The following is a 25,625-nucleotide window of genomic DNA, read 5'->3' on the forward strand; positions in this document are numbered from 1 at the left end:
GGGAGTTTCACCATGAACGCTGTTGCCCGGCCTTGGATTGGCCTTTGTTTCAAGCTGTTGGCGCTGCTTGCGCTCATTTTCGCCTTCATCTTCTTCATGAAGATGCAGGAGGAGCAGTCGGCAAATGACAAGTTGCGCAATCAGGGCGTTGTGTCGCGGGCATTGGTCACCGAAAAAGAACAGGACACGATCACGAGACAAAATTCGGGCTTTAGTCGGCGCAGTTCTGGATCTACGACTGAGAGCGATATTTGGGTGCTGATGGTACGCCATGTCCCGAAATCGACCGTGAAATATGCCGAATTTCCTTCCAAAGTATCGGAGGCTAACCTTCCCGTTGCCCCTCCCTTAAGCGGTGATCCGACGAAGGATTCGGAAAATCTCGGTGTAATGTGGGTACCCGTTGAAACATATGAAAAGACCAAGGTCGGTGACATGCTGACCGTCGTCAACACGCCGTGGGACAGCAGCGCTCCAGTGCTGGTTTCGGAAGTAGAAGCTTTCGATGCCAGCGTCTTTTACCCGCGCATTGCTGTCGCCCTGCTCCTGACCTTGTTGTTCTGGTTCATCGGACGGAAAATCAGCAAAGCGTCCGTGCTGCGTGGCATCGCAGCAGCGTCGACTATTCCGGGAACGGCGCCATGAACGAGTATCGCCCCGCACTGGACGTGTTGCGCGAACGCCGCAAAGGCAAACCCGGAGAGTTGGGGTTGATGCTGGGCATCGTATTGATGATCGCAGCCCCAGTCGCTTTGGCGCTGCAGCAAGCGAACGGCGAAAAGCTTGATGCCCTCAAATCCGAAGGCAGGGTTACCGAGGCCATCGTCAAAGAAAAGTCGGTCCGCAGCGAAAGCTATACCGATAACAAAGGCCGCCAGAAAAGCCGAGACATCCATATGCTGAACCTGCAACACGACATCAACGCCGAGTTGAACTTTGCCGACTGGAGTGCAGGAAAGGCATTCGTAAAGCCGCAATATCCTGCAGTGACAACCACCAGCGTTGAAGTGGGTGAAGCCTATTATGATGCGCTGTCAGTTGGTGCAAAAACGACTGTGGTCCGCAATCCGTCAGATTATGACAGTATGATGCTGACCGAGCAGGTCGAATATGAAACGTCCTTTGCCTATAATATCTGGTGGTATCTCGGTGGGGCCGCAGCGTTTCTGGCAGGGCTTGTCTTGACCGCTATCAACTGGCGCAAGAGATTTCCGCGTGCCTAAATGGAGGCTGATTGCTGCGCTCGCTCTATTTGCGACGTGGCAGATTCATGCTGAAGATTCCCCACCCGGCGACTGGACGGCGCCCGAAGTAATGGAATTTGGCGACTGGTCGGTCGCCTGCGACAATGCGCGTGAATGCACTGCGGTCAGCGTATCACGCGACTACCTGAAGCGGATCGAAAGCGTCGATCCGGGCGATTATGCGATGCCAAAGCTTTGGGTCAAACGCAGGGCCGGGCCATCGCAGCAACCCCGCGTGTTTGTTGATGGCACGGTCTGGGGCAAAGTTGATCCCGAACCAGATGTGGCGGCATTGCTTGTCTATTATGAGTGCGACGGGGATTGCACCGGGCGGGCCTATAATCTGAAACGGATAGAATCGGGGCGCTATGAACTGGACCCAGCGCAAGCCGCTGCCTTTTTTGCCGAAAGCGTAAAGACCAGCCGGGCAGCAACGCGACACCGGAATGGTGCGATGCATGGCATCATTAGCACCAGTGGGCTTACAGCTGCCATGCGGTACATCGATGAAAGTCAGCAGCGGCGCGATACCGTTACGGCTGTATATGCAAAGGGTAAAAGGCAAGCCATCGCCGTCCCACCCGAACCGCGTCGCCCGACAGTGAAGGTCGTTCGGGGCGTAGAGGAACCGGTCCCCGAGACCTATGATTACACCACGCTAAACCAAAAACGCGGCAAATATTGCCCGATTTTTGGCGGCACAAATTCTGATCCGCCCATTCAGCGATTTAAGCTGAACAATGGTCAAGCCTTATGGGCTGCAGGTTGCGGATCGAACCCGCATTACGAAAAACGCATCTGGTTGATTGAAACCACCGACAACCAGTTCAAAGTCTTCACACTCCCCCGCCCCGAACAAGGCCGCCCTGCGGAATTGCCAATTCTGCCAAATAGTGATTTCGACCCCGCATCAGGCCAGATAACCAGCTATTCGGGTGGAATGTGTGGCTGGCGACGGCGATGGGCGTGGACTGGCTCTGCATTTGAAATGGTGGATTCGATTGAAATGCCTGCCTGTATCGACATACTGCCCAATCAATGGCTGCAAACCTACCGCGCGATCCCGGAGTGATGATATCGACCGCATCTTTGTCGGCGAAAGCTGACACCGCTCCGGAAAGCGGAACTTTGGCCATGTGGGTCGATCGAGCAAAAGCCGGTCTGGTTCTGCTGGCGGTTGCGGCACTTTTCTGGGGGGCGCTGTACATCGGCGAAAATGCGGTGCGCCCCGCAGGAATGTCCCCGCCTCCGTCGCTGCAATATGTACCCGTCGATCATCAAGGCCAGATTGCAGCAAATGCCGGTCGCTTCGAAGCGACCTATTTCAACGATCCGATTTACCGGTCGACGATTGAAGAAGGTGGATCACGCGTTGCATTCCAAATTCCATTCAGCGTCGGGAAAAATGATAGCGATCTTGCCTTTTTCCTGGGCGCCACGCCGGGTCTTCAGGAAATCAAACTGAATGGCAGTGTGATCCAACCCAATATTCCGCTCGACACATTGCGCGGCGCGTCGGACGGTACGGCGCTCTATTATATGCTGCCTTCAACGCTGCTCCGCGACGGTGCCAATGAAATTCAAGTTCTGGTCGAGACGCAAAGCACGATATTAGCACTCGCGCCATTCCACATCGGACCGGCAGTCGAAGCCGCAAGGGCTGCAGCCAATGTGGACTTGATTACCAGCACCATCCCAATCATCGCCATATCCTTCCTGATTTTTGCAACGCTGCTTTGTATGGTTACCAACTGGCCGTCCGATGACCGGCAACGCATTCGCAGCCTCATGCTGTTGATGGGCATTTGGGCTGCTAGAACTTATTTCATTACCTTCCAGACGCCGTTCGAGCTCCCCTTCCTTCTCACCAGTTTCCTGTATTATCTGCTGGAAGTCTCGGTGATTGTCGCCTTTGCGCGCCATTTGTTCAGCGGCGAAACGCATTCGGCAAAATGGTTTAAATGGCTGAATTGGCTGTGGTTGGCGCTTCTTGTCTATCTGATTGCCATAACTGCAGCAGGATTTGCTTGGGGGCCTGCCCTGCGGCCATGGTTCAAGGGGCTTGCCATTTGGAACGCCGCAATGCTTTTCATTCTGGCGGTTGTTGGTTTGGGCTTGTTGGCTTGGGGGATTGTAGTCCGAAGGGACGGGCGCTGGCTGGAGCGACTGGCACTGATGATTAGCCTACTCGCGCTTTTTATCGATACGGGCGATGGTTCGTTCGACTTGGCCCTGCCCTTTGTGGCCAACCTCCCCCTGACATTTTATGCTGCGGCACCCGCAGGTTTGCTGCTGGGCTTGGGCGTCGTCGCCTCTATCGCGCGCGAGGCCAGCGAAGCACGCCGCACCGTCGTTCAATCCAATGAAATTCTGGCGGCAAAGTTGACCGAACAAAATGCGGAGCTGGCCCGCAGCTACGATGCACAAAAGCAGATGCTGCAAAGGCAAGTCATGCTCGAGGAACGCCAGCGCATCGTCCGCGACATGCACGATGGTATAGGTGGTCAACTGCTTGGGCTTATGATGCAGGTGCGCAGTGGCGGGGTTGAGAAAAAGCAGGTCGAGGAAGGCTTGCAATCAAGTATCGCCGATCTGCGGCTTATAGTTGATTCCATGGATACCGCCGATGAGAACCTTGCAGAAACCCTGCGTTCGTTCGAACATCGCGTGCGTGCACAGGTCGAGGCTGCCGGGATGGTATTTGAGGCGCATCACGGGCTTGATGAAAGCACCCCCGGCCCCGGTCCACGCCCGACATTGCAGATTCTGCGCATCTTGCAAGAGGCCGTGACCAATGCGATGCGTCATTCTTGTGCGACAGCAATATCGCTTTCCAGCAGCCATGATGCCGACGGACAAATTCAGATCAGCATCGCCGACAATGGCAAAGGATTGCCTACTAAAATCAAAGGCGGGCGGGGCCTCACCAGCATGCGCAGCCGGGCCGAGGCCGTCCGCGGCACGCTGAACATCATAAGCGGTGCTGAGGGCACGACACTGAAGCTTTCATTACCTCGACCCGAATAGGCACCAATGCCCCTCTGCTTGTGGGGATTGAGACGGCGCTATCTAATCCGCATCGTTCGTTTGCCCGAACAGGAGATACGGACATGCGTACAATCACCAGGATTGCCGCTTTGCTGCTGACGACCGCTATGATCGCCACCCCACTATCTGCCCAAAGAGCGCCGCGCCATGGGCAAAGCGAAGCTAACAGTCCAACCGCCGCCGACACTGCAAATCCGGTCAAGCGAACATGGGATTTCACCAAAAGGTTTGGCATTCCCCATTTTGACAATCGCGACTGCGCGAGCGATGCCGAGCGCCTGACGGACTTCGTTGCCGAATACAACCAGCGTGTCGATATATTCCTCGCCGGCCCGACGGACCCAAAGAAGCTCGCGCTCGAACGCAAAAACTATGTGAAGCAGGTGCTCGGGACGGAGCGCAGCATCACCAGCTTTCTCGGTATTTTTGAACAGACGGGCGAGCGCAGCCCTGACGGCTTTGTTCCTTCGATGCAGGCCGATCTATGCCGCGCACAAGCGCAGCGCAACTCGCTCGTCGCCATCAGTGTGGGTCTGAAAGCAATTGCCCGTGTCTATCCCGACATGGCCGAAGTCGCCCCGCGACTGGCGCAGGTGAATGCCGCGCTCGCAAAAATTGGCGATGACAAAACCATCCAGAAATATGTCAGCGCCAACCGCAACGAGACCCTCGCGACCGTGCGCATGAAACCGCCGCTTGCCAGCAATCCGGCATGGGAAAAGGGGTTACGCGAGGGCTTCGCGCGGCTGGTGCCTGGAGAGGCAATCCTGAAACTCAATCTCTACAGCGCGAGTTGGTATGTCCATAAAAATGAGGTTACAGGATATCCTCAATATCGCCAGATCGGTGCATGGGTGGCCAGCAAGCGAGCGGATGGCAGTTGCTGGATCAACGGCATCGACCTGTGGCAGAATTATACTGGTACAGGTTATGACAGCGGCGAGTATAAACTCGGAAAGGCTCCGCAACAGATCCTTTGCGAGAACGTCTGATTGACAACACCAGTTTCCCTACCAAGGAAACAGGAAGCGAAATCGTAGTCGTGGCATTGGGGGCCTTTTCCCTTCAAACGACGGTCAAGAACGTCATTTTTGAGCATTCGGCCCCCAAAAGGCCCCCACATTGATGTGGTTGAAGGCGGATTGGGGTGAACGTCCGCGATCAGATGAGGGCTAATTTTTAGCAGATTTCCCAGGTTTTTCGACTGTTAGCGGACTTTGCCGAACAGGAAAATGGTGCCCAGAAGAGGACTCGAACCTCCACGCCCTTGCGAGCGCCAGCACCTGAAGCTGGTGCGTCTACCAATTCCGCCATCTGGGCACGGGATGCCAAATCTAACGCGACCTGCATCTAGGGTAGGCGGGCTCCTTTAGCGGGTAGGGCGCGCTTGTCAACTGGATAGACAGGCAAATTTCGGTATAGCGCAGATGGGATAGTTCGCCTCATAGTTCGGTCGCTTTACCGCAAGGCTAGCCGGCCAATGTCAAATGTTGTGCGACCTAATTGATCGTGATGTGGGGGCATGGGATGAACTATCTCAAACATGATTTTGCCAGCCGGCGCCGGATATTTGAATTAGGAGCCTGGTTTGCGCAGCTTCCTGCGACCATTCAGGAAAAATTGTTGTCGGAGGGGCGTGAGCGGCAATTGAACGCGGGCCAGAAGCTTTTCGATCAAGGTGACGCGCCGACCGGTCTGCACGGGATCATAAGCGGCGAAATTCACATCAAAGGCACAGCGAGCAACGGGCATGACGTGTTGATGGCGATCCATCGTCCGGCCGACTGGACGGGTTTTTTGACCTGTATCGATCACCAGCCGCATCCCATGTCAGCCGTTGCTGCAACCGACATATTGTTTCTGACCGTTCCTCCTGCATCGGTTCATGCAATATTCGAGACTGACATCGCGGCATTCCGACATCTTTTGACACCGGAGTTGCGCGTGGGCCGGGCCAATTATCGCTGGCTTATCGAGATGGTAACGAGACCCAGCCTACAGCGCATTGCATCGCGCCTCCTCGATCTTGCCCGATGGCCATATGGCTCGCGCGCAGGACCGACTTCCCCCATTGACAATGTCAGCCAGGAGGATTTGGCCAATGCGTGCAACCTGTCACGCCAGACGATGAACAGCGCGCTCCGCCAATTGGAGAAGCGCGGCTTTATCCGTATTGGCTATGGACGAATCGAAATTGTCGACAGCCGCGGCATGCAGGATTTTATTGCGAGCAATCCTGAAGAAATAGGCAAATTGTAAAACGAGCGACAGTCTTGGACTGCCAAAAATGCAATGTTCCTCCGATAACCAGCTGGAGGAGGAATTGCATGAAAGCATCAGTCTATGTTGCCATAGCCTTGGCAGGTCTTGCGTCGGTCGCGGTCGCGCAGACGGACAAGATGGCACCAATCGGACGGGGTGAGGCGACGATTTATCGTGACCCTGGCTTTCAGGGACCCGCCGTTTTCGTCGGTGAAGCGAAATCCAATCTGGCGCTACGCTGGTCGGTGCGATCAATCCGCGTGCGTAGCGGAACATGGGAATTGTGTGCGCGAACCCGTTTCCGCTCCCCTTGCGTCACGGTTTCGGCAGACGAAAGCGACATCCGCCGGTTTGCGCCACAAATGTTCATGGTCCAATCCATGCGACCGCTTGGATATGCACCTCCGCCGGTAATTGACCCGCCGGCTGGCACTTCGTTGCGGGGCATGAGTGCGGAGTTTTTCACAGCACCAGGCAATGCAAACGGACGACGGATTCTCTCCTGTTCCAATAATAGCGGTTCAGCGAATTGTGCAGCAGACACGGCAGACCGGTTCTGCAAATCGGTGGGATGGAACGGATCAGCGAGCCAGACACAGGAAACGGTCAATGGCCGTATCTATCTGGCTGACGTGCTTTGCACGCGCACGGGATATTAAGCGATGCGGAATTTGATCCCCCTGGCTGGGGTTGCGATTGCATGCGCGATTGCAACCCCAGTAAACGCCTCCACATCTAAAAGCTGGATGCAGGTTGATAAGGCCTCGCGGGCCGCCTGTCTGAAAGCTGCCAGCCTCAACGATGCCGTCACCGGCCCGCCCATCCGTTATTCTGACCGGCTGCTGATCGATGCCCGCGTCGTCACCGGCACCTGGCCGCAACCGCATATGAAGGGCGCAAAGGCGAAGATGCTCTGCCTCTATCACCGGCGCAGCAAACGGGTGGAGGTTCAGGAACTGGCCTATCCCATCCCCCCTGCCCCGCAAGCGATGATCAAGGATGTCTGGTGGCAAGCCTATAGCATCGATGGCAAGCCGGTGGTGAGCGGCAGCGAAGTAACGTTGATGCTGGGCAGCGACGGCAAGGTTGGCGGCAAATCGGGCTGCAATGGCTATGGTGCCAGCTATCAGCTTGATGGCAGCAGCCTGAAGGTTTTCCCGCCGATGATCGGCACGATGATGGCCTGTGCGCCCAATCTGATGGATCAGGAGCAGGCCTATCGGGCGTTGATGGAAAAGGCCACGATCGCGAGTTTGACCACAGACGGCAAACTGGAGGTGGTATCGGCAAGCGGTGCGACCATCCGATTTACAAAGAAATAAGTAGCTAAGGGGATGCCCATGCTTTCCAGCCGGATAAGGCGAGCGCTGTTGGCGCTGGTGTCGGTTGGCACGGGTTTCCTCTTCATCCCCTCTCCCGCCTCCGCCCGCGAAGTGCAGAGCCCGCCCGGCACGCTGATCGAATATAGCCGCAAGGCGGGCGCACCCGTCGGCGCGCAAGCTTGGCGTATCCGCTATGTTTCACGCAATGAGGCGGGCAGGCCAATCGAGGTGACGGGCGTTGTCATAGCGCCCAAAGGAATGCCAAACCGTTTGGGTCGTCCTGTGCTCGCTTGGGCACATGGCACCTGGGGTGTGGCCGATAAATGCACACCATCGGCCAGCCCCAACTTTTTTGCCGCGACCCCTGCACTCGACGACGCAATTGCGCGCGGTCATGTTGTCGTCGCAACCGATTATGAGGGGCTGGGGACCGACGGTCCGCACCCCTATCTGGTAGGCGGTAGTGCCGGGCGCAGTGTGCTCGATGCCATCCGTGCCGCGCAGGCGATACCGGAGGCCGGAGCGTCGCGGCGCTTTGCCGTCTGGGGCGAATCGCAGGGCGGCCACGCGTCGCTTTGGACCGGCCAGATCGCCAAAAACTACGCACCGGAACTGGACTTGGTCGGCGTGGCCGCTGCAGCGCCACCAACAGATCTCATCGAAAACCTGACAAGCGGCTCCGACCCCTCAATCCGTGCCTTCCTGACGGCGTTCACCGCGCACAGCTGGTCCGAATATTTTGGTGCGCCGCTCGACACGCTAGGCAATAAATCGACGCAGGGCATCATCAACCGGTTGGCGCGCAACAATTGCGTCACGCTGGGTGCCAAGCCGCGCATTGGAGCAGTTGTGGGTGTGCTCGTGCTTCGACAGCGACTGAAGGACGTCAATCTTGGGAAGATCAGCCCTTGGGCCGAAATCGCCCGCGCCAACAGCCCTGCCCGGCGCGATTATGGCGTCCCATTTCTGATCGCGCAGAATAGTGGCGATTCCATCGTCGGCCCGCAGGTTACCCGCCAATTTTCCCAGGATCTTTGCCGTGCCGGCGCGCGGGTTCGCTGGGTGCCGATCACCAGTGAAACCGGACATCCTACAAGCGCCAAAGACAGCGCGACGGAAACGCTAAACTGGATTGACGCGCGGTTCGCGGGGGAACGAGCCCGCAGCGATTGCGGAAATTTCTAGCCGAAAGCCTGTGAGCATCCTCCCCCCTTGAAACGCGCCCTTGGCTGGTGCAAAGCGCCGTCCATATATTCTCCCTATTATAGAGACTGACGGGCAGGCAATGAGCATACTCAACGGTAAATTGGTAACGGTGTTCGGCGGCGGCGGTTTTGTCGGGCGCTATGTGGTGCAGGCACTTTGTGCGGCGGGTGCCCGTGTGCGCGTCGCGGTGCGCGATACGCGCGGTGCGGTGATCGTGAAGCCGCTGGGCAATCTGGGCCAGGTCTCGCTCTGCGCCGCTGACATCACCAAGCCCGCAACCGTTGCCAACGCTCTGGTTGGCGCTGACATGGCGGTGAACCTTGTCGGCAGCTTTGACAATCTGGACGCAATCCAGCGCGTGGGTGCGGCGAATGTCGCGCAGGCGGCGGCCAAGGCTGGCGTTACCGCCTTCGTCCATATGTCTGCGATCGGAGCAGACGCAAACAGCGAGGCGGAATATGGGCGCAGCAAGGCGGGCGGCGAAGCGGCTGTGCATGCGGCTTTCCCCAACGCCAGCATCCTGCGCCCCTCGATCATCTTTGGCCGTGAAGACCAGTTCATCAACCGCTTCGCCGTATTGATCCGGATGCTGCCCGTTGTGCCGGTGATCGGTGCCGATACGAAATTTCAGCCGGTGTTTGTAGGGGATGTCGCGCGCGCCGTGGTCGCTGCGTTGCAGGGCCCGGGCGGGCAAACGCTCGAACTTGGCGGGCCGCAGATTTTCTCGATGCTTCAACTGAACGAATGGATCGCCAAGGCGACCGGACACAAGAAGCTGTTTGTGCCTGTCCCCGATGCAGCCGCCAAGCTGCTCACCTTCATCCCCGGCGGGCCGATTTCGGGCGATCAGCTCAAGATGCTGGCGCAAGATAATGTTGTGTCGGGCGCGAACGGGCTGGAAGCGCTAGGCATTACCGCCACGCCACTGGATGCCGTGGCGCATGACTGGTTGACGCTCTATCGTAAGCATGGCCGCTTTGGCGATGCGGCGGCGGCTTGAGGCAGCGGCATTTTACAAGAAACCGTAGTGCTGAGCCTGTCGAAGCACGTCCATCAGCTTCAGCGCAGCCCGTGAGACGCCCTTCGACAGGCTCAGGGCTGCGGTGGTTATGCAATAGATTTGGTGAGGCAGTTACCCGATGAGTGAATTCTGGACCGCAGTGATCCTCGGCATAGTCGAAGGCATAACCGAATTCCTACCGGTATCCTCAACCGGGCATTTGATCCTCGCGACCGAGCTGATGGGTTATGATGCCAAGCGTTGGGCTCTGTTCAACATCGCGATCCAGCCTGGCGCGATCCTGGCGATTGTCGTGCTCTACTGGCGGACCTTCTGGGAGGTGTTTACCGGGCTGTTCAAATGGGACGCAAAGGCCGTGGCCTTCACGCGCAACCTCTTGCTGGCCTTCATCCCCGCCGTGGTGCTGGGGCTGGCATTCGGCGACGCGATCGAATTGATGCTCGAAAATGCGGTGATTGTCGCATGGGCGCTGATCATTGGCGGCTTTGCGATATTGGTGGTGGAACGCTTCGCGAAAACCAGCGATGCCGGGGGCGTCGCCAATATCAGCTGGCAGCGTTCCGCCATGGTTGGTGTAGTCCAATGCCTAGCCATGATCCCCGGGGTCAGTCGTTCGGGAGCGACGATATTGGGGGCCATGGCGATGGGGGTGGATCGCAAGACCGCCGCCGAATTTAGCTTCTTCCTCGCCCTTCCCACTCTCACCGGGGCCACAGTGCTGCAGCTATACAAGCACCGCAGCGAGGTGAGCGCGGATGATATGGGCTTGCTGGCGGTGGGCTTTGTGGTGTCGTTCTTTGTTGCATGGGCGGTGGTGAAGGCCTTCCTCGCGGTGGTGACGCGTTATGGCTTTGGGCCTTTCGCATGGTACCGAATCATCGCCGGGGTGGCGGCTCTGGTGTGGCTGGAGATGCGGTAAGGTCCGTTTCGGACCTTTTATGTTGAAATAATGTTGCAGGCGGAACTAACTTGGTTTCAAATACAGTATAATAGGTCAATATTTATGCCCTATTAGAGCATTTTCTAGGTGTCATCTTTGTAGACTTTGGCTATGGCCGCGCCATGGCACAGGAACGCATGCTCAAATTCGTGGCAACAAGCCAGTCCTTCCCCGAAAAGCGGGAGGCCCTCTTGCGCGCCGAAGATTTCCACGAAATCGCCAACCGCTACGCCCCCGACAAAGCCGCCGAACAGGCCTCGCGCTGCTCGCAATGCGGCGTGCCCTATTGCTCGGTGCATTGCCCGCTCGGCAACCATATCCCCGACTGGCTCCGCCTCACCGCCGAGGGCCGCCTGCGCGAAGCCTATGAACTGTCAAACCTGACCAGCAGCATGCCCGAAATTTGCGGCCGCATCTGCCCGCAGGACCGGCTATGCGAAGGCAATTGCGTCATCGAATTTTCAGGGCACGGCGCTGTCACCATTGGCAGCGTCGAGAAATATATCACGGACGCCGCCTGGGCCGAAGGCTGGGTCGAGCCGATCGAGGTTGGCCCCGTGCGCGGGCAATCGGTGGGCATTATTGGCGCAGGCCCCGGCGGACTGACGGCGGCGGAATATCTGCGTGTCGCGGGCTATGAGGTCCACATTTATGACCGTCATGACCGTGCAGGCGGCCTCCTCACCTACGGCATCCCCGGCTTCAAGCTGGAAAAGGATGTGGTGATGCGCCGCGTCGAACGGCTGAAGGACGCAGGCATCCTCTTCCACACCAATTTCAAGGTGGGCCGCGATGCCAGTCTCGACGAAATGCGCGCGAAGCATGACAGTATCCTGATCGCAACCGGCGTCTACAAGGCGCGCGATATCAAGACGCCCGGCATCGGCCTGTCGGGCATCCATGCCGCGCTCGATTTTCTCACGGCCTCGAACCGCAAGGGCTTTGGCGATGCCGTGCCTGCGTTTGACGACGGAACGCTCAATGCCGAGGGCAAGAATGTCGTCGTCATCGGCGGCGGCGATACCGCGATGGACTGCGTCCGCACCGCAGTTCGCCAGGGCGCCAAGTCGGTCAAATGCCTCTACCGCCGCGACCGCGACAATATGCCCGGATCGCAACGCGAAGTCGCCAATGCCGAGGAAGAAGGCGTCGAGTTCGTCTGGCTCTCGGCGCCCAAAGCCTTTGATGGCAAGGATGCGGTCGCGAAAGTGCATGTCAGCAAGATGCGCCTTGGCGCTCCCGACGCCAGCGGCCGCCGCGCGCCCGAGCAGGACCCGGAAGGCGACTTCACGCTCGATGCAGACATGGTCATTATGGCGCTCGGTTTCGAACCCGAAGACCTGCCGACCCTGTTCGGCTCCCCCGATCTCAACGTCACTCGCTGGGGCACCATCCGCGCTGACCATGTCACCGGCATGACCAATCTGCCAGGCGTCTTCGCCGTGGGCGATATCGTGCGCGGCGCGAGCCTCGTCGTCTGGGCAATCAAGGACGGCCGAGACGTGGTCGAGCATATGCACCGCTGGATGCAGAAGCAGATAATAAGAGAGAAGGCTGCGGCATGACCCACCACTTCCCCACTCCCGAACATGCCCGCCTCGCCAGTGAGGGCATGTACTATCCCGAAACCGAGCGCGATGCGTGCGGCGTCGGGTTGATCGCCGCGACTGATGGCAAGCCTTCACGGCGCGTTGTCGCCGCTGGCATCGAAGCGCTGAAGGCCGTCTGGCATCGTGGTGCGGTCGATGCCGATGGCAAGACCGGTGACGGCGCGGGCCTGCATGTCGACTTGCCGGTGCGGTTTTTCGACGACGCCATCACCGCTGCCGGGCACCAGCCGCGACCCAATCGGCTTGCAGTAGGCATGGTCTTCTTGCCGCGCACCGATCTTGGAGCACAGGAGGCGTGCCGTACAATCGTCGAGGCCGAAATCATCGAGGCGGGCTATACCATTTATGGCTGGCGACAGGTGCCGGTCGATGTTTCGGTTATCGGCCTGAAGGCGCAGGCGACGCGCCCTGAAATCGAGCAGATCATGATCGCCGGGCCGATGCCGGACGCTGTTGATGCAACCGAGTTCGAAAAGAACCTCTATCTCATCCGTCGCAGGATCGAGAAAAAGGTGATCGCGGCGCAGATACGCGATTTTTACATCTGCTCGCTGTCGTGCCAATCAATCGTCTACAAGGGACTGTTCCTCGCAGAGAGTCTGTCGATCTTCTATCCCGATCTGCAGGACGAACGCTTTGAAAGCCGCGTCGCGGTGTTCCACCAGCGTTATTCGACCAACACCTTTCCGCAATGGTGGCTGGCGCAGCCCTTCCGGGCGCTGGCGCATAATGGCGAGATCAACACGATCCGTGGCAACCAGAACTGGATGAAAAGCCATGAGATCAAGATGGCTAGCATCGCATTCGGCGACCATAGCGACGATATCAAGCCCGTGATCCCTGCAGGTGCATCAGATACTGGTGCACTCGACGCCGTGTTCGAAACGCTGGTCCGTTCGGGGAAGGAAGCGCCGACGGCAAAGCTCATGCTGATCCCCGAGGCATGGCAGTCAAACCCCAACCTGCCCGCCAATCATAAGGCGATGTACGAATATATGGCCAGTGTGATGGAGCCATGGGACGGCCCTGCCGCGCTCGCGATGACGGACGGCCATTGGGCGGTTGCGGGTGTCGACCGCAATGCGCTCCGCCCGCTGCGTTATAGCCGTACCAATGACGGACTTCTTATCATCGGTTCGGAAACCGGAATGGTCATCGTTCCGGAGAACTCCATCGTCGAAAAAGGCCGCCTCGGCCCCGGCCAGATGATTGCGGTCAACCTTGATGAGGGGAAGTTATATCGCGACGGCGAACTCAAAGACCGCGTTTCAGCCGAGCAGAATTACGCCGCGCTCGTCGGCGGCTTCCGCAGCATTAACGACCTTCCGGATGGTGAAGATGCGTCGCTCGACTGGACGCGTGCCGAATTCACGCGGCGGCAGGTTGCGGCGGGGATGACGCTTGAGGATATGGAAATGATCCTATCCCCCATGGTCGAGGACGCGAAGGAAGCCATCGGCAGCATGGGCGACGATACGCCCCTCGCCGTGATTTCGGACAAGCCGCGCATCATCAGCCAGTTTTTCCGCCAGAACTTCAGCCAGGTCACGAACCCGCCTATCGATTCATTGCGCGAACGGCATGTGATGAGCCTGAAGACGCGCTTTTCAAACCTTGCGAACATTCTCGACGAGACCGGACAGAATAGCGATGTTCTCGTGCTGGAAAGCCCTGTCCTCACCAATGCCGAATGGGGTCGCTTGAAGACTGCGTTCGGCAAGACGGCTGCCGAGATCGACTGCACCTATCCAGTTGCCGAAGGGCAAGCCGGGCTGCGCGCGGCCATCCGCCGCATTCGTGAGGATGCCGAAGCCGCTGTGCGTTCAGGCCAGACCGAGCTCTTCCTGACCGATATCACTATCGATGCAGAGCACATTGCCATTCCGATGGTGTTGGCCGCCGCCGCCGTCCACACCCACCTCGTTCGTGCAGGCCTGCGCAGCTATGCCTCAGTCAATGTGCGTTCTGCCGAATGTCTCGATACGCATTATTTCGCCGTTCTGATCGGTGTGGGTGCAACCACTGTGAACGCCTATCTAGCCGAGGCGTCGATTGCAGACCGCCATGGCCGTGGTCTGCTTGGCGAGATGCTACTCAGCACAGCAGTCGAAAACTACCGCACGGCGATCAACGAAGGCCTGCTCAAGATTATGTCCAAGATGGGGATCGCTGTGATCTCCAGCTATCGCGGCGGCTATAATTTCGAGGCGGTGGGTTTGAGCCGCGCGTTGGTCAATGATTTCTTCCCCGGCATGCCCAACAAGATTTCGGGCGAAGGTTACCAATCGCTTTTCGTCAATGCAGCGGAACGCCATGCGGAGGCCTTTGACGCTGCGGTTGCCCGCCTTCCGATCGGTGGTTTCTACAAGCAACGTAAAGATGGCGAGGCGCATGCCTATTCGGCAGGCCTGATGCACCTGCTGCAAAGCTCGGTCGCGAAAGACAGCTACTCAACCTATTTGCAATTTGCCGCTGGCGTCCGCGAATTGCCACCCATTTATCTTCGCGATCTTATGGAGTTCAATTATCCACGCGAAGGCGTGCCACTCGACGAAGTCGAAGCGATCACCGAAATCCGCAAGCGTTTCGTCACACCCGGCATGTCGTTGGGCGCGCTGTCGCCCGAAGCGCATGAAACGCTCGCCATCGCGATGAACCGCATCGGCGCCAAAGCGGTCTCTGGTGAGGGCGGTGAGGACAGCAAGCGCTTCACGCCCTATGAGAATGGCGACAACGCCAACAGCGTGATCAAGCAGATCGCCAGCGGGCGTTTCGGCGTCACCGCCGAATATCTCGGAGCGTGCGAGGAAATCGAAATCAAGGTCGCGCAGGGCGCGAAGCCCGGCGAAGGCGGGCAGCTTCCCGGCTTCAAGGTGACCGAGATGATCGCGCGGCTGCGCCACTCGACGCCCGGGGTAACTTTAATATCCCCTCCCCCGCACCATGACATCTATTCGATCGAGGATCTTGCGCAGCTGATCTACGACCTGAAGCAGATCAATCCGCGCGCACGGGTGTGTGTGAAGCTGGTCAGCGCAGCAGGTATCGGCACGATTGCTGCGGGCGTCGCCAAGGCACATGCCGACGTCATCCTCGTTTCGGGCAATGTCGGCGGCACCGGTGCAAGCCCGCTAACCAGCATAAAATATGCGGGAACGCCATGGGAAATGGGCTTGAGCGAAGCCAATCAGGTGCTGACGCTCAATGGTCTGCGTCACCGGGTAAAGCTGCGCACCGACGGTGGCCTCAAAACCGGACGCGACATCGTAATCGCGGCTATTCTGGGCGCAGAGGAGTTTGGCATCGGCACGCTTAGCCTTGTCGCGATGGGCTGCATCATGGTGCGGCAATGCCATTCCAATACCTGCCCGGTCGGTGTCTGCGTGCAGGATGAACAACTGCGCGCCAAATTCACCGGCACGCCCGAAAAGGTCATCAACCTGATGACCTTTATCGCCGAAGAGGTGCGCGAAATATTGGCGCGCCTTGGGTTCCGCTCGCTCGATGAAATCATCGGCCGCACGGAATTGCTGCGTCAGGTCAATCGCGGTGCCGAACATCTCGACGATCTCGACCTCAACCCGATCCTTGCAAAGGTTGATGCCCCGGACGAGGCACGAAGGTTCAACATTACCGGGTTCCGCAATCCCGTTCCCGACAGCCTCGACGCGCAAATCATCAAGGATGCCCGGCCCGTATTCGATCGCCGCGAAAAGATGCAGCTGACCTATAATGTCCGCAACACGCATCGTGCGGTTGGTACGAAACTCAGTTCGGAAGTGACGCGGCTTTACGGAATGAAAGGGCTGGCCGACGATCATGTGCAGATCCGATTGCGCGGGTCCGCAGGCCAGTCGCTCGGCGCCTTCCTCTGCCAGGGTATCACGCTGGAAGTGTTTGGCGACGCCAATGACTATGTCGGCAAGGGATTGTCCGGCGGCAAAATTGTCGTTCGGCCGACCGTAAGTTCGAACCTTGAAAGCCAGACGAACTCGATCATCGGCAACACGGTGCTGTACGGGGCAACCAGCGGCAAACTGTTTGCTGCCGGTCAGGCAGGCGAACGTTTTGCCGTGCGCAATTCGGGTGCGCAGGTTGTTGTCGAAGGCTGCGGCGCCAATGGCTGCGAATATATGACCGGCGGCGTCGCCATCATTCTTGGTGAGACCGGCAGCAATTTCGGCGCGGGTATGACAGGCGGCATGGCGTTCGTACTCGACCCAGAAGGCAATTTCCCTTCACGCGCCAACCCGGACAGCATCGTCTGGCAACGCCTCGACAGCGTCTATTGGGAGGCGGAACTCAAGGCGCTTATTGCTGAACATGCAGCTGCCACCGATAGCCAGTGGTCAAACTCGATCCTCGAAGATTGGGAAAGGCGACGCGGAGAGTTCTGGCAGGTGTGTCCAAAGGAGATGTTGTCCCGACTCGCCCATCCTCTTTCGGATGCAATCGCAACAGTGGCCGCCGAATAGCCGTGATTGAGGTCTGAATTTTACAACCATTTACCTTGCTTGCAACTTACTGACAGCATTGTTCAGTGCGCCGTCAGCCGAGCGCTGATATAAGGCCGGCGTTCAGGCCGTAATGGGGCTTGTGGTTTGCCGGGCATAGAAATGCCGGCATTTCTGGGGTGATGGGCCATGCGCTCGATTGATTTACGTGTTCCGGCAGTGGCCGGTTTTGCCATTCTATTGCTGGCGTTTGCGCCGGGTGCCAAAGCGGCTGAGCTGCAGGAAATCCAGTTTGTCGCTGGCACGGGCGAAGTATCGACTGCAGCGCCAATCGCTCATGCGAAGAACACAGATGACAGCCGCGATGCCGAAGCCAGGCTGAACGAAATGGCGGAAGATCTGGCGGACCCGCGCGTTCAAAATAGCGTGGCTGCGATGGTCGAGCGTATGAGCGAAACCCTGCTCGACTTGCCGGTTGGTAAATTCGCCGCTGCTGTTGAAAAGGCACGTCCGGGGACGATCGAAAAGCAGTTCCGCGAAGACGCGACTGTCGCAGATCTCGCAGGTCGTGATGCAGAGCGCCTTCCCCGCGAACTGGGCAAAGGCAGTCGCCAGATGATGACCATGCTCAGCGGTTTCGCTTCGGCTTTTGCGACAATGATGCCCGAGTTCGAGCAAATGGGGCGCGACCTCGAACGCAGCATGCAAGACATCAAAGCCGCACGCGACTGAGAGATTTCGTCAACAGGGACACCGTTAACGGGGGGCAAATTCGTTAACGGGGGAGGGGCGGTGCCGGGTCGCGCATCGCCCCTTTTCTTTAGCTGTCTTCCAACGACAATAATGAGGCGTTCCCTCCCGCACTGGTGGTGTCGATGCTTGTCGTTCGTTCGGCGCAGAAACGGTGGAGGTAATTGGGGCCGCCCGCTTTGGGTCCGGTGCCTGAAAGCCCCTCCCCTCCGAATGGCTGACTGCCGACAACGGCACCAATCATCGACCGGTTGATGTAGAGATTGCCGACACGCGCAGTCGCTTCGACCGCTTCCGAGACGCGGGCGATGCGGCTGTGCAGCCCCATGGTCAGGCCAAAGCCCTTGGCGTTGACTGCGGCGATCGTCTCTTCCAGCTTGCCTGCAGGCCATGTTGCGACATGGACGATGGGGCCGAACCATTCAGTGTTGAGATCGTCGAGGCTGTCGAGGCGAACCAGAGTCGGCGGCACATAAAGGCCTTTGGCAGGTACGGGCACTTCAAAGATAATGCGATCCGCCACTGACTGACGATAGGCCATCAATCTGTCATAGGCGGCCTTGTCGATGACCGGGCCGATGTCATTCGCGGGATTGGCCGGATCGCCAACTACCAGTTCGCGCATCGCACCGACGAGCATGTCGATCGTGTGCTCTGCAATCTCCTCCTGCAGCAACAACAGGCGCAGGGCAGAGCAGCGCTGTCCGGCCGACTGGAATCCGGAAATGACTACATCGCGAACGACTTGTTCCGACAGCGCGGTCGAGTCGACAAACATGGCGTTGAGACCACCGGTTTCGGCGATCAGCGGAACCAGCGGTCGGACATCATCGGCCAGGAGGTTGCGGGCGATCGCCTTGGCAGTGGGAACCGAGCCGGTGAACACCGTACCGACAATGCGGCGATCACCCAGAAGCGCCTGACCTACGTCACCGCCACCGGTGACGATCTGGATGGCGCCCGCAGGTATACCGGCCTGACGTGCAAGGTTGATAGAATAGCATGCAATATCAGGTGTTTGTGGCGCGGGTTTGGCAACAACGGTGTTGCCCGTTACGACGGCGGCAACCACCTGCCCCAGAAAGATCGCCAGCGGGAAATTCCACGGCGCAATCGCCGCCCAGACACCGCGACCTTCATAGCGCAACACATTGCGCTCGCCGGTCGGCCCCGGTAGTTCAACCGGCTGTATGTCGTGGCGCGCGCGCGCCGCATAGTAGCGACAGAAATCGACCGCCTCACGCACTTCGGCCAGTGCATCCGGGATCGTCTTCTTCGCCTCCTGCACCGCGATGGCCATCAACTGCGCGCGATGTTGCTCCAGCAAATCGGCGAGGCGTTCCAGACAGTCAGCGCGCTCCTCGACCGGCGTTGCCGACCATGAAGGATAGGCTGCCTCCGCAGCGGCAATCGCGGTTGCGACATCAACATCGATGCCCGCGGGCATAGCAGGCATAGCCGCGACCTTGGCAGCGATGTCGGTAAGGACAGCCGCATCATCAAGATCCATCCCCTCGCTGTTTGCGCGTTCGGGCGTAAATAATTCGGCAGGCAAACGGATCGCGGGATGGCGCGTGCCCCCAACTTCCATCACCTTCTCGACCGGATCGGCGAGCAACTCATCCTCGCTCACCTCCTCATCCGCAAGCTGGTGGACGAAGCTGCTGTTCGCGCCATTTTCCAGCAATCGGCGCACTAGATAGGCGAGCAAATCGCGATGCCCGCCAACCGGCGCATAGATCCGGCAATGATAGCCTTCGTTCTGCACCAACCGTTCAAACAGCCCCTGCCCCATGCCGTGCAGCCGCTGGAATTCGAAATCGCGCGTCTGCCCGGCCCATTCGAGGATTGTGCCCACCGTCAACGCATTGTGCGTCGCAAATGCTGGGCGGATATTGGACGCGCGCAACATGTCCTTCGCACAGGCGAGATAAGAAACATCGGTTGAAGGCTTGCGCGTAAACAGCGGATAATCCGAAAGCCCACGCTCCTGCGCCCATTTGATCTCGCTGTCCCAATAGGCGCCCTTTACAAGGCAAACCTGCAAGATGCGTCCCGTGTCCTTGCCCAGCGCATCCGCCCAGGCGAGCACAGGGCGGGCACGCTTTGAATAGGCCTGCACCGCCATGCCCAGGCCGTCCCATGCCTTTAGCTGCGGATCACGTGCAGCGGCCTCGATGATGTCGAGGCTCATCTCCAGCCGCGCCGCTTCCTCGGCATCGACGGTCAACTGCACGCCAGCCGCCGCCGCTTGCCGCGCCAGATCGACCAGCATCGCCGATAGTTCGGGGACGCAGCTTGCCGCCTTTGCGGTTTCATAGCGGGGGTGCAGCGCAGAGAGCTTTACCGAGACACTATGCCCACGCGCGGGGTTAGCGCCGACAGCCGCAATGGCGCCTTGATAGGCCTCGAAATAGCGCTCGGCATCGGCACGGGTGCGGGCGGCTTCGCCGAGCATGTCAAAGCTGGCAGTGAAGCCGTTGTTCTCAGGCGTATCCATCCGCTTGATCGCTTCTTCAATGGTGCGACCCATGACGAACACCTGCCCCATCAGGCGCATAGCGGCACCCACCGCTTGCCGTACAAAGGGCTCGCCCGCGCGCGACACCAGCTTGCGCAGCACGCCTCGGCCATCATCGCCAACCATCGCCTTGCCCAGCACCAACCCCCAGGTCGCGCTGTTGACCAACAGGCTCGCCGATTTGCCGCTATGCGAACGCCAGTTGGCGTCGCCCAGCTTGTCGGCGATCAGCAGATCGGCGGTATCGGCATCGGGGACGCGCAGAAAAGCCTCGGCCAGCGACAGCAATGCCGTGCCCTCTTCGGTGCCAAGGCGGTATTCCTGCAGGAACTGGTTGACCCAGCCGTCGGTCTGCGCCGCGCGCAATTCGCTCAGCAGCCCGCGCGCGCGCGTGACGACACCATCACGTTCGGAGGGAGAGAGCTGCGCAGATGCTACCAGCGGCGCGAGCGTTTCGGGTTCGGATGCGCGGAACATCGGCCGGATGGCCGCACGCGCGGAATCGACTGGATTTGCCATGCCGCCGCATAGCGCCAGTGGCTATGCGGCGACAAGTTTCAAATGTTACCAATTAACGATAGCGGCGACGGCAGTTGCTGTCCGACTTGTCAATTGCGCGACCCGCAAGGGCACCTACCGCTGCGCCGATGATGGCGCCTTCTGTGCGATTGCCGCGGCGGGCGATTTCACGACCGGCGAGGCCACCGGCTACCGCGCCGATTACGGTTCCGCCCGTGCCCTTGTCGCAGCGATAGCCGGGATCACGGCGATGGTAACGATAATTGTCGCGATCCCGATAGCTGTAATAGCCATCGTCATTATAACGGCCCGCAAAGGCAGGGGTTGCGGAAAAACCTGTAACCAGGGTTGCGGCTGCGACCAGTGCGCCGAGCGACTTTTTCATGTTCATTTTCTTTCTCCTTTGCACTGGCGGATCCTTGTCCCAAATCCGCCTTGGATTTTGCCCTGTAGAGCACTGGCTATGCGATTCGGCTTGAGCCTTTGCTGAATGCAGATGTTATCCTTCGTTCATGTTTGAACTTGTTTTTATGAATGCTATGGAACCGACATGCGTGAGCGTCTGCCCCGAATAGCCCTGCTTTTGCTGTTGATGGTTGCTGCTGTCGGTGGCCACCGCGTCTATTCACGCAATTACAGCCAGCAGATCGAACTGGTGCCATTGGAACTGGATGAAACCGATCCCAAACGCAAAAAAGTGGGGGCTCTCACCTTTCTAAATGCTTGGGAATTGCGCAGCGATAACAGCGATTTCGGAGGCATTTCGGCTTTGGCGGTTATCGGCGACAGCCGCTTTCTTGCGGTGAGCGACGCTGGAACATTGATCGGCTTCACGCTTGGCAAGTCTGATCGGATGGAAGACAGTTTTATAGCTGTCTTGCCCGGGGCTTATGGTGAGAATGTCGATTATCGCGACCGGGATAGTGAAGGCATGACCTACGACGCAACGTCTGGCCAGATCTGGATCAGCTACGAAGCCCGCCATGCGGTGCGTCGCCTCTCCCCATCATTGGGCCGGATTGACGGCACCAAAAGACTGACCTTCACCAAAGGGTGGAAAGCCAATGGAGGCATCGAAGCGATAGCACGGTTGCGCGACGGCCGTTTTGTGCTGTTTTCCGAAACGCACCAGCGCGCCGATGGCAGCAACAGTGCTTATATCTATTCGGGCGATCCGATTGAAGCCGGTTCTCAACCGAAACAATTCGGGTATCGAGCGCCGGAAGGTTATCGCCCTACTGATGCGACGACGCTGCCCGATGGCCGGTTACTGATCCTCAACCGCCGCATCGGCCTACCTGACGGCTTTTCCGCCAAGCTGGCGTTACTCGATCCAGTTGCCATTGCGGCCGATAAGGCAATCGCCCCGCAAGTCATCGCAACACTCGCATCACCGCTTCTTGTCGACAATATGGAAGGGCTCGCAATCACTCACGAAGATGGACGCATCATCGTCTGGATGATTTCCGACAATAATTTCACCGCGCTTCAGCGCACCATATTGATGCAATTCGCGTTGGATTTGCCCAACAAAAAACCGGAGGCGGAAACCGCCCCCGGTTTTGAAACTCTTACGAAGTAAGTGCGATTAAGCGGCTGCAGCCTGCTTCTTCGAAACCGCCTTCTTCACTTTGCGTGCATTGGTGCTCAGCTTCTCGTCCGAAGTCTTGAGCAACCAGTTGTCGAGGCCACCGACATGCTCAACCGAACGCAGGCCCGACGCCGAAACGCGGAATTTGAAGCCCTGCTCTAACGCATCCGAAAGGAGCGTAACATTCTGCAGGTTGGGCAGGAAGGTGCGCTTGGTTTTGTTGTTAGCGTGGCTCACATTGTTGCCTACCATGCGACCCTTGCCGGTCAGTTCGCAAATGCGCGACATCTTCAAAATCCCTATAAATTGACGAGTAACGGGAATCGCTGTTCCCGGAAAGTGGCTGCCCCTAACCTTGCGCCCGTCAAAGGTCAAGCCTTTGCGGGGCATTTTGCTCAAACCAAAAGCAAATCCGCCAGTTTTTTGCGGTGCCAGGCGGCATCGCCGAATTGCGACGCATGAAATATCGCTGCCCGCCGATGCAGGCCAGCATCGCAATCATGGGTAAAGCCGAATCCGCCGTGAAACTGGATCGCCCGGTCTGCGGCAAAACTATAGGCGCCGTCCGCCGCTGCCTTCGCCATACGCACGGCGACCTCGCCCCTGCCCTGATCGGAAATGCTGTGCGCCGCGCTGTACAGATGCGTGCGCGCCTTTTCATAACCGACATAGGCATCAACCATCGGATGTTTGAGGGCCTGATATTCGCCGATCAATTTACCGAACTGCTTGCGGGTGCGGAGATAATCCAGCGTATAATCGATCACCGCCTGCGACCCGCCGCACATTTCAGCGGATTGAAGCAGGTTTGCCGCCAGTTCGATCTGGGCGAGTGCGGCGCTGGTGCGCGATGCATCCAGAACAGCATTTTCGGATACCGAAATGCCATCCAGCGACAACGCAAAGCTGCGCTTGGACTCATCGACGATGGTTTCGCGTCGCAGTGCCTCAGCCGGAATGGCAGATTTTTCGACCAGAACGAGCGCGGGCTTTCCATCAAGCTGCACCGATACGACGACCAGCGCGGCGCTATCGGCCCAGAGCACGAAATGCTTCGTACCAGAAAGCCGGATTGTGCCTTCGGCGCGGGTGGCCGATGCTGTTACATTTGCCAGATCCCAGTCGCCATGTGCTTCGCCAAGGGCCAGCGTTCCGATTTCGCCTGCGGCAAGCCGCGGCAACCATTCGCCCTGCTGCTCAGCCGTGGCACCAGCCAGCAATGCCTGTTGGGTTACAATCGTCGAGACAAAAGGCGATGCGAGCAGATTACACCCCATCTGCTCCACCACAGGCACGACTTCGGCGAGCGACAGGCCGACGCCGCCCTGCGCCTCCGGAATGGCAATGGCCAGCCAGCCGAGTTCGACGATTTCCTTCCAGACTTCGGCATCGAAGCCGGTTTCACTTTCGAGAAGCGCGCGCACTTTGGCAATCTGGGACTTATCCCGGCAAAATTCGCTCGCCACGTCGAGCAGTTGGATCTGCTCCTCGCTATAGCCAATGCCTGCAAATTCCATGATGCGCTCCTCTCTTCGAGAGGAGTGTTTGGGTTAATCGCACGATTAAATCAAGGCGCAATCGGGCAAATTTATCGGGGTTCTCTCATCGGCGGCTGCCTGTCTCCACCCCCCAGCGAACGCTGCATATATACCGAATCGAGCCAGCGCCCGAACTTGCGGCCGACGGATCGCATCCGCCCTGCATGCTCGAAACCCAGGCTTGCATGCAGCGCGACAGAGGCGCGTTCGCCGCCGCCGATGACCGCCAGCATTTGCCTGAAGCCGGCGGTTTCCGCAGCTTCTACCAGAGCCGTCAGCAATGCTTTGCCTACGCCTTTCCCGACATGGTCAGGATGCACATAAATCGAATCCTCGCACGCCAGGCCATAAGCAGGGCGATCCCGAAACTGTGTCGCATAGGCATAGCCGAGAATGGTATCGTCATGATGGCAAACCAAAAAAGGCCAGCCATGCATTTCGCAATCCGCAATTTTTGCCTCCGTCGCCTCAATGGAACGGGGTTCAGTATCGAAGCTTGCCGTGCCGTGCAGCACATGATGGGCATAGATTACGGCGATCTGTGGTGCGTCACTGATCGTCGCGGGGCGAATGGTTAGTGCGTCGGGCATGAATGCAAAATGCCTTTTCATTTCCTGCGCTGCAATCGGATTGAATCAGCTAACATATTCGCTAGTCTCCGCAACTGTTCAGGGGGAAGGTTCGATGACTATATTCCGCACGCCAGATGCGCGCTTTGCAAACTTACCGGATTGGCCATTCACGCCGCAATATCTGGATATTTCCGGCGGGCTGCGCGTGCATTTTGTCGATGAGGGCCAGCGCGACGCCCAGCCGGTGCTGATGCTACATGGGGAGCCGACATGGGGCTATCTCTATCGCCATATGATCGGACTTTTGGCGCAAGCAGGGTTTCGGGCGCTCGCCCCCGACCTGATTGGTTTTGGCCGGTCGGACAAACCTTTGGACCGGCGCGCTTATAGCTATGCCGCCCAAGTCGCATGGATGCGCGATTGGGTGGAGGCGCTCGATCTGCGCAACATCATCCTTGCCTGTCAGGATTGGGGATCGCTGATTGGGTTACGTCTGGTGGCAGAAATGCCGGAGCGGTTTGCGGGTGTTGCCCTGTCAAATGGAGGGCTACCCGCCGGGGAGGATGCCCCGCGCGCTTTTGCCATTTGGCGCGCCTTTTCACGCTACAGCCCCGTCTTCCCGATCGGTAAGATCGTTGCAAAAGGAAGCAAGCGCGGCCTTAGCCCAGCGGAAATCGCAGCCTATGATGCGCCCTTCCCTACTCGTGCGTCGAAGGTCGCAACGCGCGTGTACCCGTCATTCGTGCCGTTGGGGGATAATGTCGCGGTGCCTGACCAACTAAAGGCCTGGGAAGTATTGGAAGCGTTCGACAAGCCGTTCCTGTGCTGCTTTTCCGATGGTGATCCGATCACGCGAGGTGGCGACCGGAAATTCCTCGAAAGGGTGCCGGGGACCAAAAGCGTGTCTCACCGCACATTGCATGGCGGGCATTTCATCCAGGAAGATGATCCCGCCGGCTTTGTCGAAGCAATCCTTGAAGTTGCGAGAGCCGGAAACAGGGCGACTTAGAATCGCGTTTACATTTCT

Annotated in this window: 21 protein-coding genes and 1 tRNA gene; 16 read left to right on the forward strand and 6 right to left on the reverse strand. The window is 58.4% G+C overall.

Annotated features, from left to right (window positions below; genetic code table 11):
* Window positions 1-12 precede the first annotated feature (12 nt).
* The 5 genes from DXH95_RS07890 (at window position 13) to DXH95_RS07910 (ending at window position 5,284) form a co-directional block, all read left to right on the forward strand.
* Window positions 13-645, forward strand: coding sequence for a hypothetical protein (locus DXH95_RS07890; RefSeq protein WP_115548817.1), 633 nt, complete (start codon window positions 13-15; stop codon window positions 643-645).
* Window positions 642-1,223, forward strand: a complete 582-nt coding sequence (locus DXH95_RS07895; protein ID WP_115548818.1) for a hypothetical protein — start codon at window positions 642-644, stop codon at window positions 1,221-1,223. Before DXH95_RS07890 ends, DXH95_RS07895 begins: the two co-directional genes overlap by 4 nt.
* The gene (locus tag DXH95_RS07900; RefSeq protein WP_115548819.1) at window positions 1,216-2,316 is read left to right on the forward strand and encodes a DUF1176 domain-containing protein; all 1,101 of its coding nucleotides are present in this window, start codon (window positions 1,216-1,218) and stop codon (window positions 2,314-2,316) included. Before DXH95_RS07895 ends, DXH95_RS07900 begins: the two co-directional genes overlap by 8 nt.
* Window positions 2,283-4,271: a sensor histidine kinase gene (locus DXH95_RS07905; RefSeq protein ID WP_115548820.1), complete on the forward strand. Its 1,989-nt coding sequence runs from the start codon at window positions 2,283-2,285 to the stop codon at window positions 4,269-4,271. Before DXH95_RS07900 ends, DXH95_RS07905 begins: the two co-directional genes overlap by 34 nt.
* An 83-nt stretch (window positions 4,272-4,354) precedes the next feature.
* Window positions 4,355-5,284 (forward strand): hypothetical protein, encoded by a 930-nt coding sequence (locus tag DXH95_RS07910; protein ID WP_115548821.1) that lies wholly within the window; start codon window positions 4,355-4,357, stop codon window positions 5,282-5,284.
* A 241-nt stretch (window positions 5,285-5,525) separates the two neighbouring features.
* On the opposite strand, the gene DXH95_RS07915 is transcribed toward DXH95_RS07910, so the two are convergent.
* Window positions 5,526-5,612 (reverse strand) — tRNA-Leu (locus DXH95_RS07915).
* A 207-nt stretch (window positions 5,613-5,819) separates the two neighbouring features.
* Between DXH95_RS07915 and DXH95_RS07920 the strand changes: the two genes are divergently transcribed.
* The 9 genes from DXH95_RS07920 to DXH95_RS07960 all read left to right on the forward strand — a co-directional run bounded on the left by DXH95_RS07920 (window position 5,820) and on the right by DXH95_RS07960 (window position 17,839).
* Window positions 5,820-6,551: a Crp/Fnr family transcriptional regulator gene (locus DXH95_RS07920; protein WP_181883602.1), complete on the forward strand. Its 732-nt coding sequence runs from the start codon at window positions 5,820-5,822 to the stop codon at window positions 6,549-6,551.
* Window positions 6,552-6,619: 68 nt separating this feature from the next.
* Window positions 6,620-7,213 (forward strand): beta/gamma crystallin-related protein, encoded by a 594-nt coding sequence (locus tag DXH95_RS07925; protein ID WP_115548823.1) that lies wholly within the window; start codon window positions 6,620-6,622, stop codon window positions 7,211-7,213.
* Window positions 7,214-7,300: 87 nt separating this feature from the next.
* A complete protein-coding gene (locus tag DXH95_RS07930; protein WP_181883603.1) occupies window positions 7,301-7,876 on the forward strand; it encodes an META domain-containing protein in 576 nt (191 codons plus the stop codon).
* A gap of 18 nt (window positions 7,877-7,894) precedes the next feature.
* Window positions 7,895-9,061, forward strand: coding sequence for a lipase family protein (locus DXH95_RS07935; RefSeq protein ID WP_181883604.1), 1,167 nt, complete (start codon window positions 7,895-7,897; stop codon window positions 9,059-9,061).
* Between the two features lie 100 nt (window positions 9,062-9,161).
* Complete coding sequence (locus tag DXH95_RS07940; RefSeq protein WP_115548826.1) at window positions 9,162-10,082, forward strand: complex I NDUFA9 subunit family protein; 921 nt, start codon at window positions 9,162-9,164, stop codon at window positions 10,080-10,082.
* 139 nt (window positions 10,083-10,221) lie between these two features.
* Entirely contained in the window at window positions 10,222-11,022 is an 801-nt protein-coding gene (locus DXH95_RS07945; protein WP_115548827.1) for an undecaprenyl-diphosphate phosphatase, read from the forward strand.
* Window positions 11,023-11,165: 143 nt separating this feature from the next.
* Window positions 11,166-12,608, forward strand: coding sequence for an NAD(P)-dependent oxidoreductase (locus DXH95_RS07950; RefSeq protein ID WP_115548828.1), 1,443 nt, complete (start codon window positions 11,166-11,168; stop codon window positions 12,606-12,608).
* Complete coding sequence (gltB, locus tag DXH95_RS07955) at window positions 12,605-17,128, forward strand: glutamate synthase large subunit (protein WP_115548829.1); 4,524 nt, start codon at window positions 12,605-12,607, stop codon at window positions 17,126-17,128. Before DXH95_RS07950 ends, gltB begins: the two co-directional genes overlap by 4 nt.
* A 168-nt stretch (window positions 17,129-17,296) precedes the next feature.
* Window positions 17,297-17,839: a hypothetical protein gene (locus tag DXH95_RS07960; RefSeq protein ID WP_115548830.1), complete on the forward strand. Its 543-nt coding sequence runs from the start codon at window positions 17,297-17,299 to the stop codon at window positions 17,837-17,839.
* 88 nt (window positions 17,840-17,927) lie between these two features.
* On the opposite strand, the gene DXH95_RS07965 is transcribed toward DXH95_RS07960, so the two are convergent.
* The gene (locus DXH95_RS07965; protein WP_115548831.1) at window positions 17,928-20,897 is read right to left on the reverse strand and encodes an L-glutamate gamma-semialdehyde dehydrogenase; all 2,970 of its coding nucleotides are present in this window, start codon (window positions 20,895-20,897) and stop codon (window positions 17,928-17,930) included.
* A 52-nt stretch (window positions 20,898-20,949) separates the two neighbouring features.
* Window positions 20,950-21,288, reverse strand: coding sequence for a glycine zipper 2TM domain-containing protein (locus tag DXH95_RS07970; protein WP_115548832.1), 339 nt, complete (start codon window positions 21,286-21,288; stop codon window positions 20,950-20,952).
* A 159-nt stretch (window positions 21,289-21,447) separates the two neighbouring features.
* Between DXH95_RS07970 and DXH95_RS07975 the strand changes: the two genes are divergently transcribed.
* Entirely contained in the window at window positions 21,448-22,479 is a 1,032-nt protein-coding gene (locus DXH95_RS07975) for an esterase-like activity of phytase family protein (protein WP_115548833.1), read from the forward strand.
* A 6-nt stretch (window positions 22,480-22,485) separates the two neighbouring features.
* On the opposite strand, the gene rpmB is transcribed toward DXH95_RS07975, so the two are convergent.
* The 3 genes from rpmB to DXH95_RS07990 form a co-directional block, all read right to left on the reverse strand.
* A complete protein-coding gene (gene rpmB / locus DXH95_RS07980) occupies window positions 22,486-22,776 on the reverse strand; it encodes a 50S ribosomal protein L28 (RefSeq protein WP_115548834.1) in 291 nt (96 codons plus the stop codon).
* Between the two features lie 107 nt (window positions 22,777-22,883).
* Window positions 22,884-24,005 (reverse strand): acyl-CoA dehydrogenase family protein, encoded by a 1,122-nt coding sequence (locus tag DXH95_RS07985; RefSeq protein ID WP_115548835.1) that lies wholly within the window; start codon window positions 24,003-24,005, stop codon window positions 22,884-22,886.
* A gap of 71 nt (window positions 24,006-24,076) precedes the next feature.
* Window positions 24,077-24,616, reverse strand: coding sequence for a GNAT family N-acetyltransferase (locus DXH95_RS07990; protein ID WP_115549469.1), 540 nt, complete (start codon window positions 24,614-24,616; stop codon window positions 24,077-24,079).
* 94 nt (window positions 24,617-24,710) lie between these two features.
* Between DXH95_RS07990 and DXH95_RS07995 the strand changes: the two genes are divergently transcribed.
* Window positions 24,711-25,607 (forward strand): haloalkane dehalogenase, encoded by an 897-nt coding sequence (locus tag DXH95_RS07995; protein WP_115548836.1) that lies wholly within the window; start codon window positions 24,711-24,713, stop codon window positions 25,605-25,607.
* Window positions 25,608-25,625 lie beyond the last annotated feature (18 nt).

It is taken from the genome of Sphingorhabdus pulchriflava (genome assembly GCF_003367235.1).
GTDB classification, from domain to species: domain Bacteria; phylum Pseudomonadota; class Alphaproteobacteria; order Sphingomonadales; family Sphingomonadaceae; genus Sphingorhabdus_B; species Sphingorhabdus_B pulchriflava.

What these genes read in the sequence shown, in the direction of transcription:
- DXH95_RS07890 (WP_115548817.1), top strand. Translation starts at nt 13, where the DNA reads ATGAACGCTGTTGCCCGGCCTTGGATTGGCCTTTGTTTCAAGCTGTTG.
- DXH95_RS07895 (WP_115548818.1), top strand. Translation starts at nt 642, where the DNA reads ATGAACGAGTATCGCCCCGCACTGGACGTGTTGCGCGAACGCCGCAAA.
- DXH95_RS07905 (WP_115548820.1), top strand. Translation starts at nt 2,283, where the DNA reads ATGGCTGCAAACCTACCGCGCGATCCCGGAGTGATGATATCGACCGCA.
- DXH95_RS07910 (WP_115548821.1), top strand. Translation starts at nt 4,355, where the DNA reads ATGCGTACAATCACCAGGATTGCCGCTTTGCTGCTGACGACCGCTATG.
- DXH95_RS07920 (WP_181883602.1), top strand. Translation starts at nt 5,820, where the DNA reads ATGAACTATCTCAAACATGATTTTGCCAGCCGGCGCCGGATATTTGAA.
- DXH95_RS07925 (WP_115548823.1), top strand. Translation starts at nt 6,620, where the DNA reads ATGAAAGCATCAGTCTATGTTGCCATAGCCTTGGCAGGTCTTGCGTCG.
- DXH95_RS07930 (WP_181883603.1), top strand. Translation starts at nt 7,301, where the DNA reads ATGCAGGTTGATAAGGCCTCGCGGGCCGCCTGTCTGAAAGCTGCCAGC.
- DXH95_RS07935 (WP_181883604.1), top strand. Translation starts at nt 7,895, where the DNA reads ATGCTTTCCAGCCGGATAAGGCGAGCGCTGTTGGCGCTGGTGTCGGTT.
- DXH95_RS07940 (WP_115548826.1), top strand. Translation starts at nt 9,162, where the DNA reads ATGAGCATACTCAACGGTAAATTGGTAACGGTGTTCGGCGGCGGCGGT.
- DXH95_RS07945 (WP_115548827.1), top strand. Translation starts at nt 10,222, where the DNA reads ATGAGTGAATTCTGGACCGCAGTGATCCTCGGCATAGTCGAAGGCATA.
- DXH95_RS07950 (WP_115548828.1), top strand. Translation starts at nt 11,166, where the DNA reads ATGGCACAGGAACGCATGCTCAAATTCGTGGCAACAAGCCAGTCCTTC.
- gltB (WP_115548829.1), top strand. Translation starts at nt 12,605, where the DNA reads ATGACCCACCACTTCCCCACTCCCGAACATGCCCGCCTCGCCAGTGAG.
- DXH95_RS07960 (WP_115548830.1), top strand. Translation starts at nt 17,297, where the DNA reads ATGCGCTCGATTGATTTACGTGTTCCGGCAGTGGCCGGTTTTGCCATT.
- DXH95_RS07965 (WP_115548831.1), bottom strand. Translation starts at nt 20,897, where the DNA reads ATGGCAAATCCAGTCGATTCCGCGCGTGCGGCCATCCGGCCGATGTTC.
- DXH95_RS07970 (WP_115548832.1), bottom strand. Translation starts at nt 21,288, where the DNA reads ATGAACATGAAAAAGTCGCTCGGCGCACTGGTCGCAGCCGCAACCCTG.
- DXH95_RS07975 (WP_115548833.1), top strand. Translation starts at nt 21,448, where the DNA reads ATGCGTGAGCGTCTGCCCCGAATAGCCCTGCTTTTGCTGTTGATGGTT.
- rpmB (WP_115548834.1), bottom strand. Translation starts at nt 22,776, where the DNA reads ATGTCGCGCATTTGCGAACTGACCGGCAAGGGTCGCATGGTAGGCAAC.
- DXH95_RS07985 (WP_115548835.1), bottom strand. Translation starts at nt 24,005, where the DNA reads ATGGAATTTGCAGGCATTGGCTATAGCGAGGAGCAGATCCAACTGCTC.
- DXH95_RS07990 (WP_115549469.1), bottom strand. Translation starts at nt 24,616, where the DNA reads ATGCCCGACGCACTAACCATTCGCCCCGCGACGATCAGTGACGCACCA.
- DXH95_RS07995 (WP_115548836.1), top strand. Translation starts at nt 24,711, where the DNA reads ATGACTATATTCCGCACGCCAGATGCGCGCTTTGCAAACTTACCGGAT.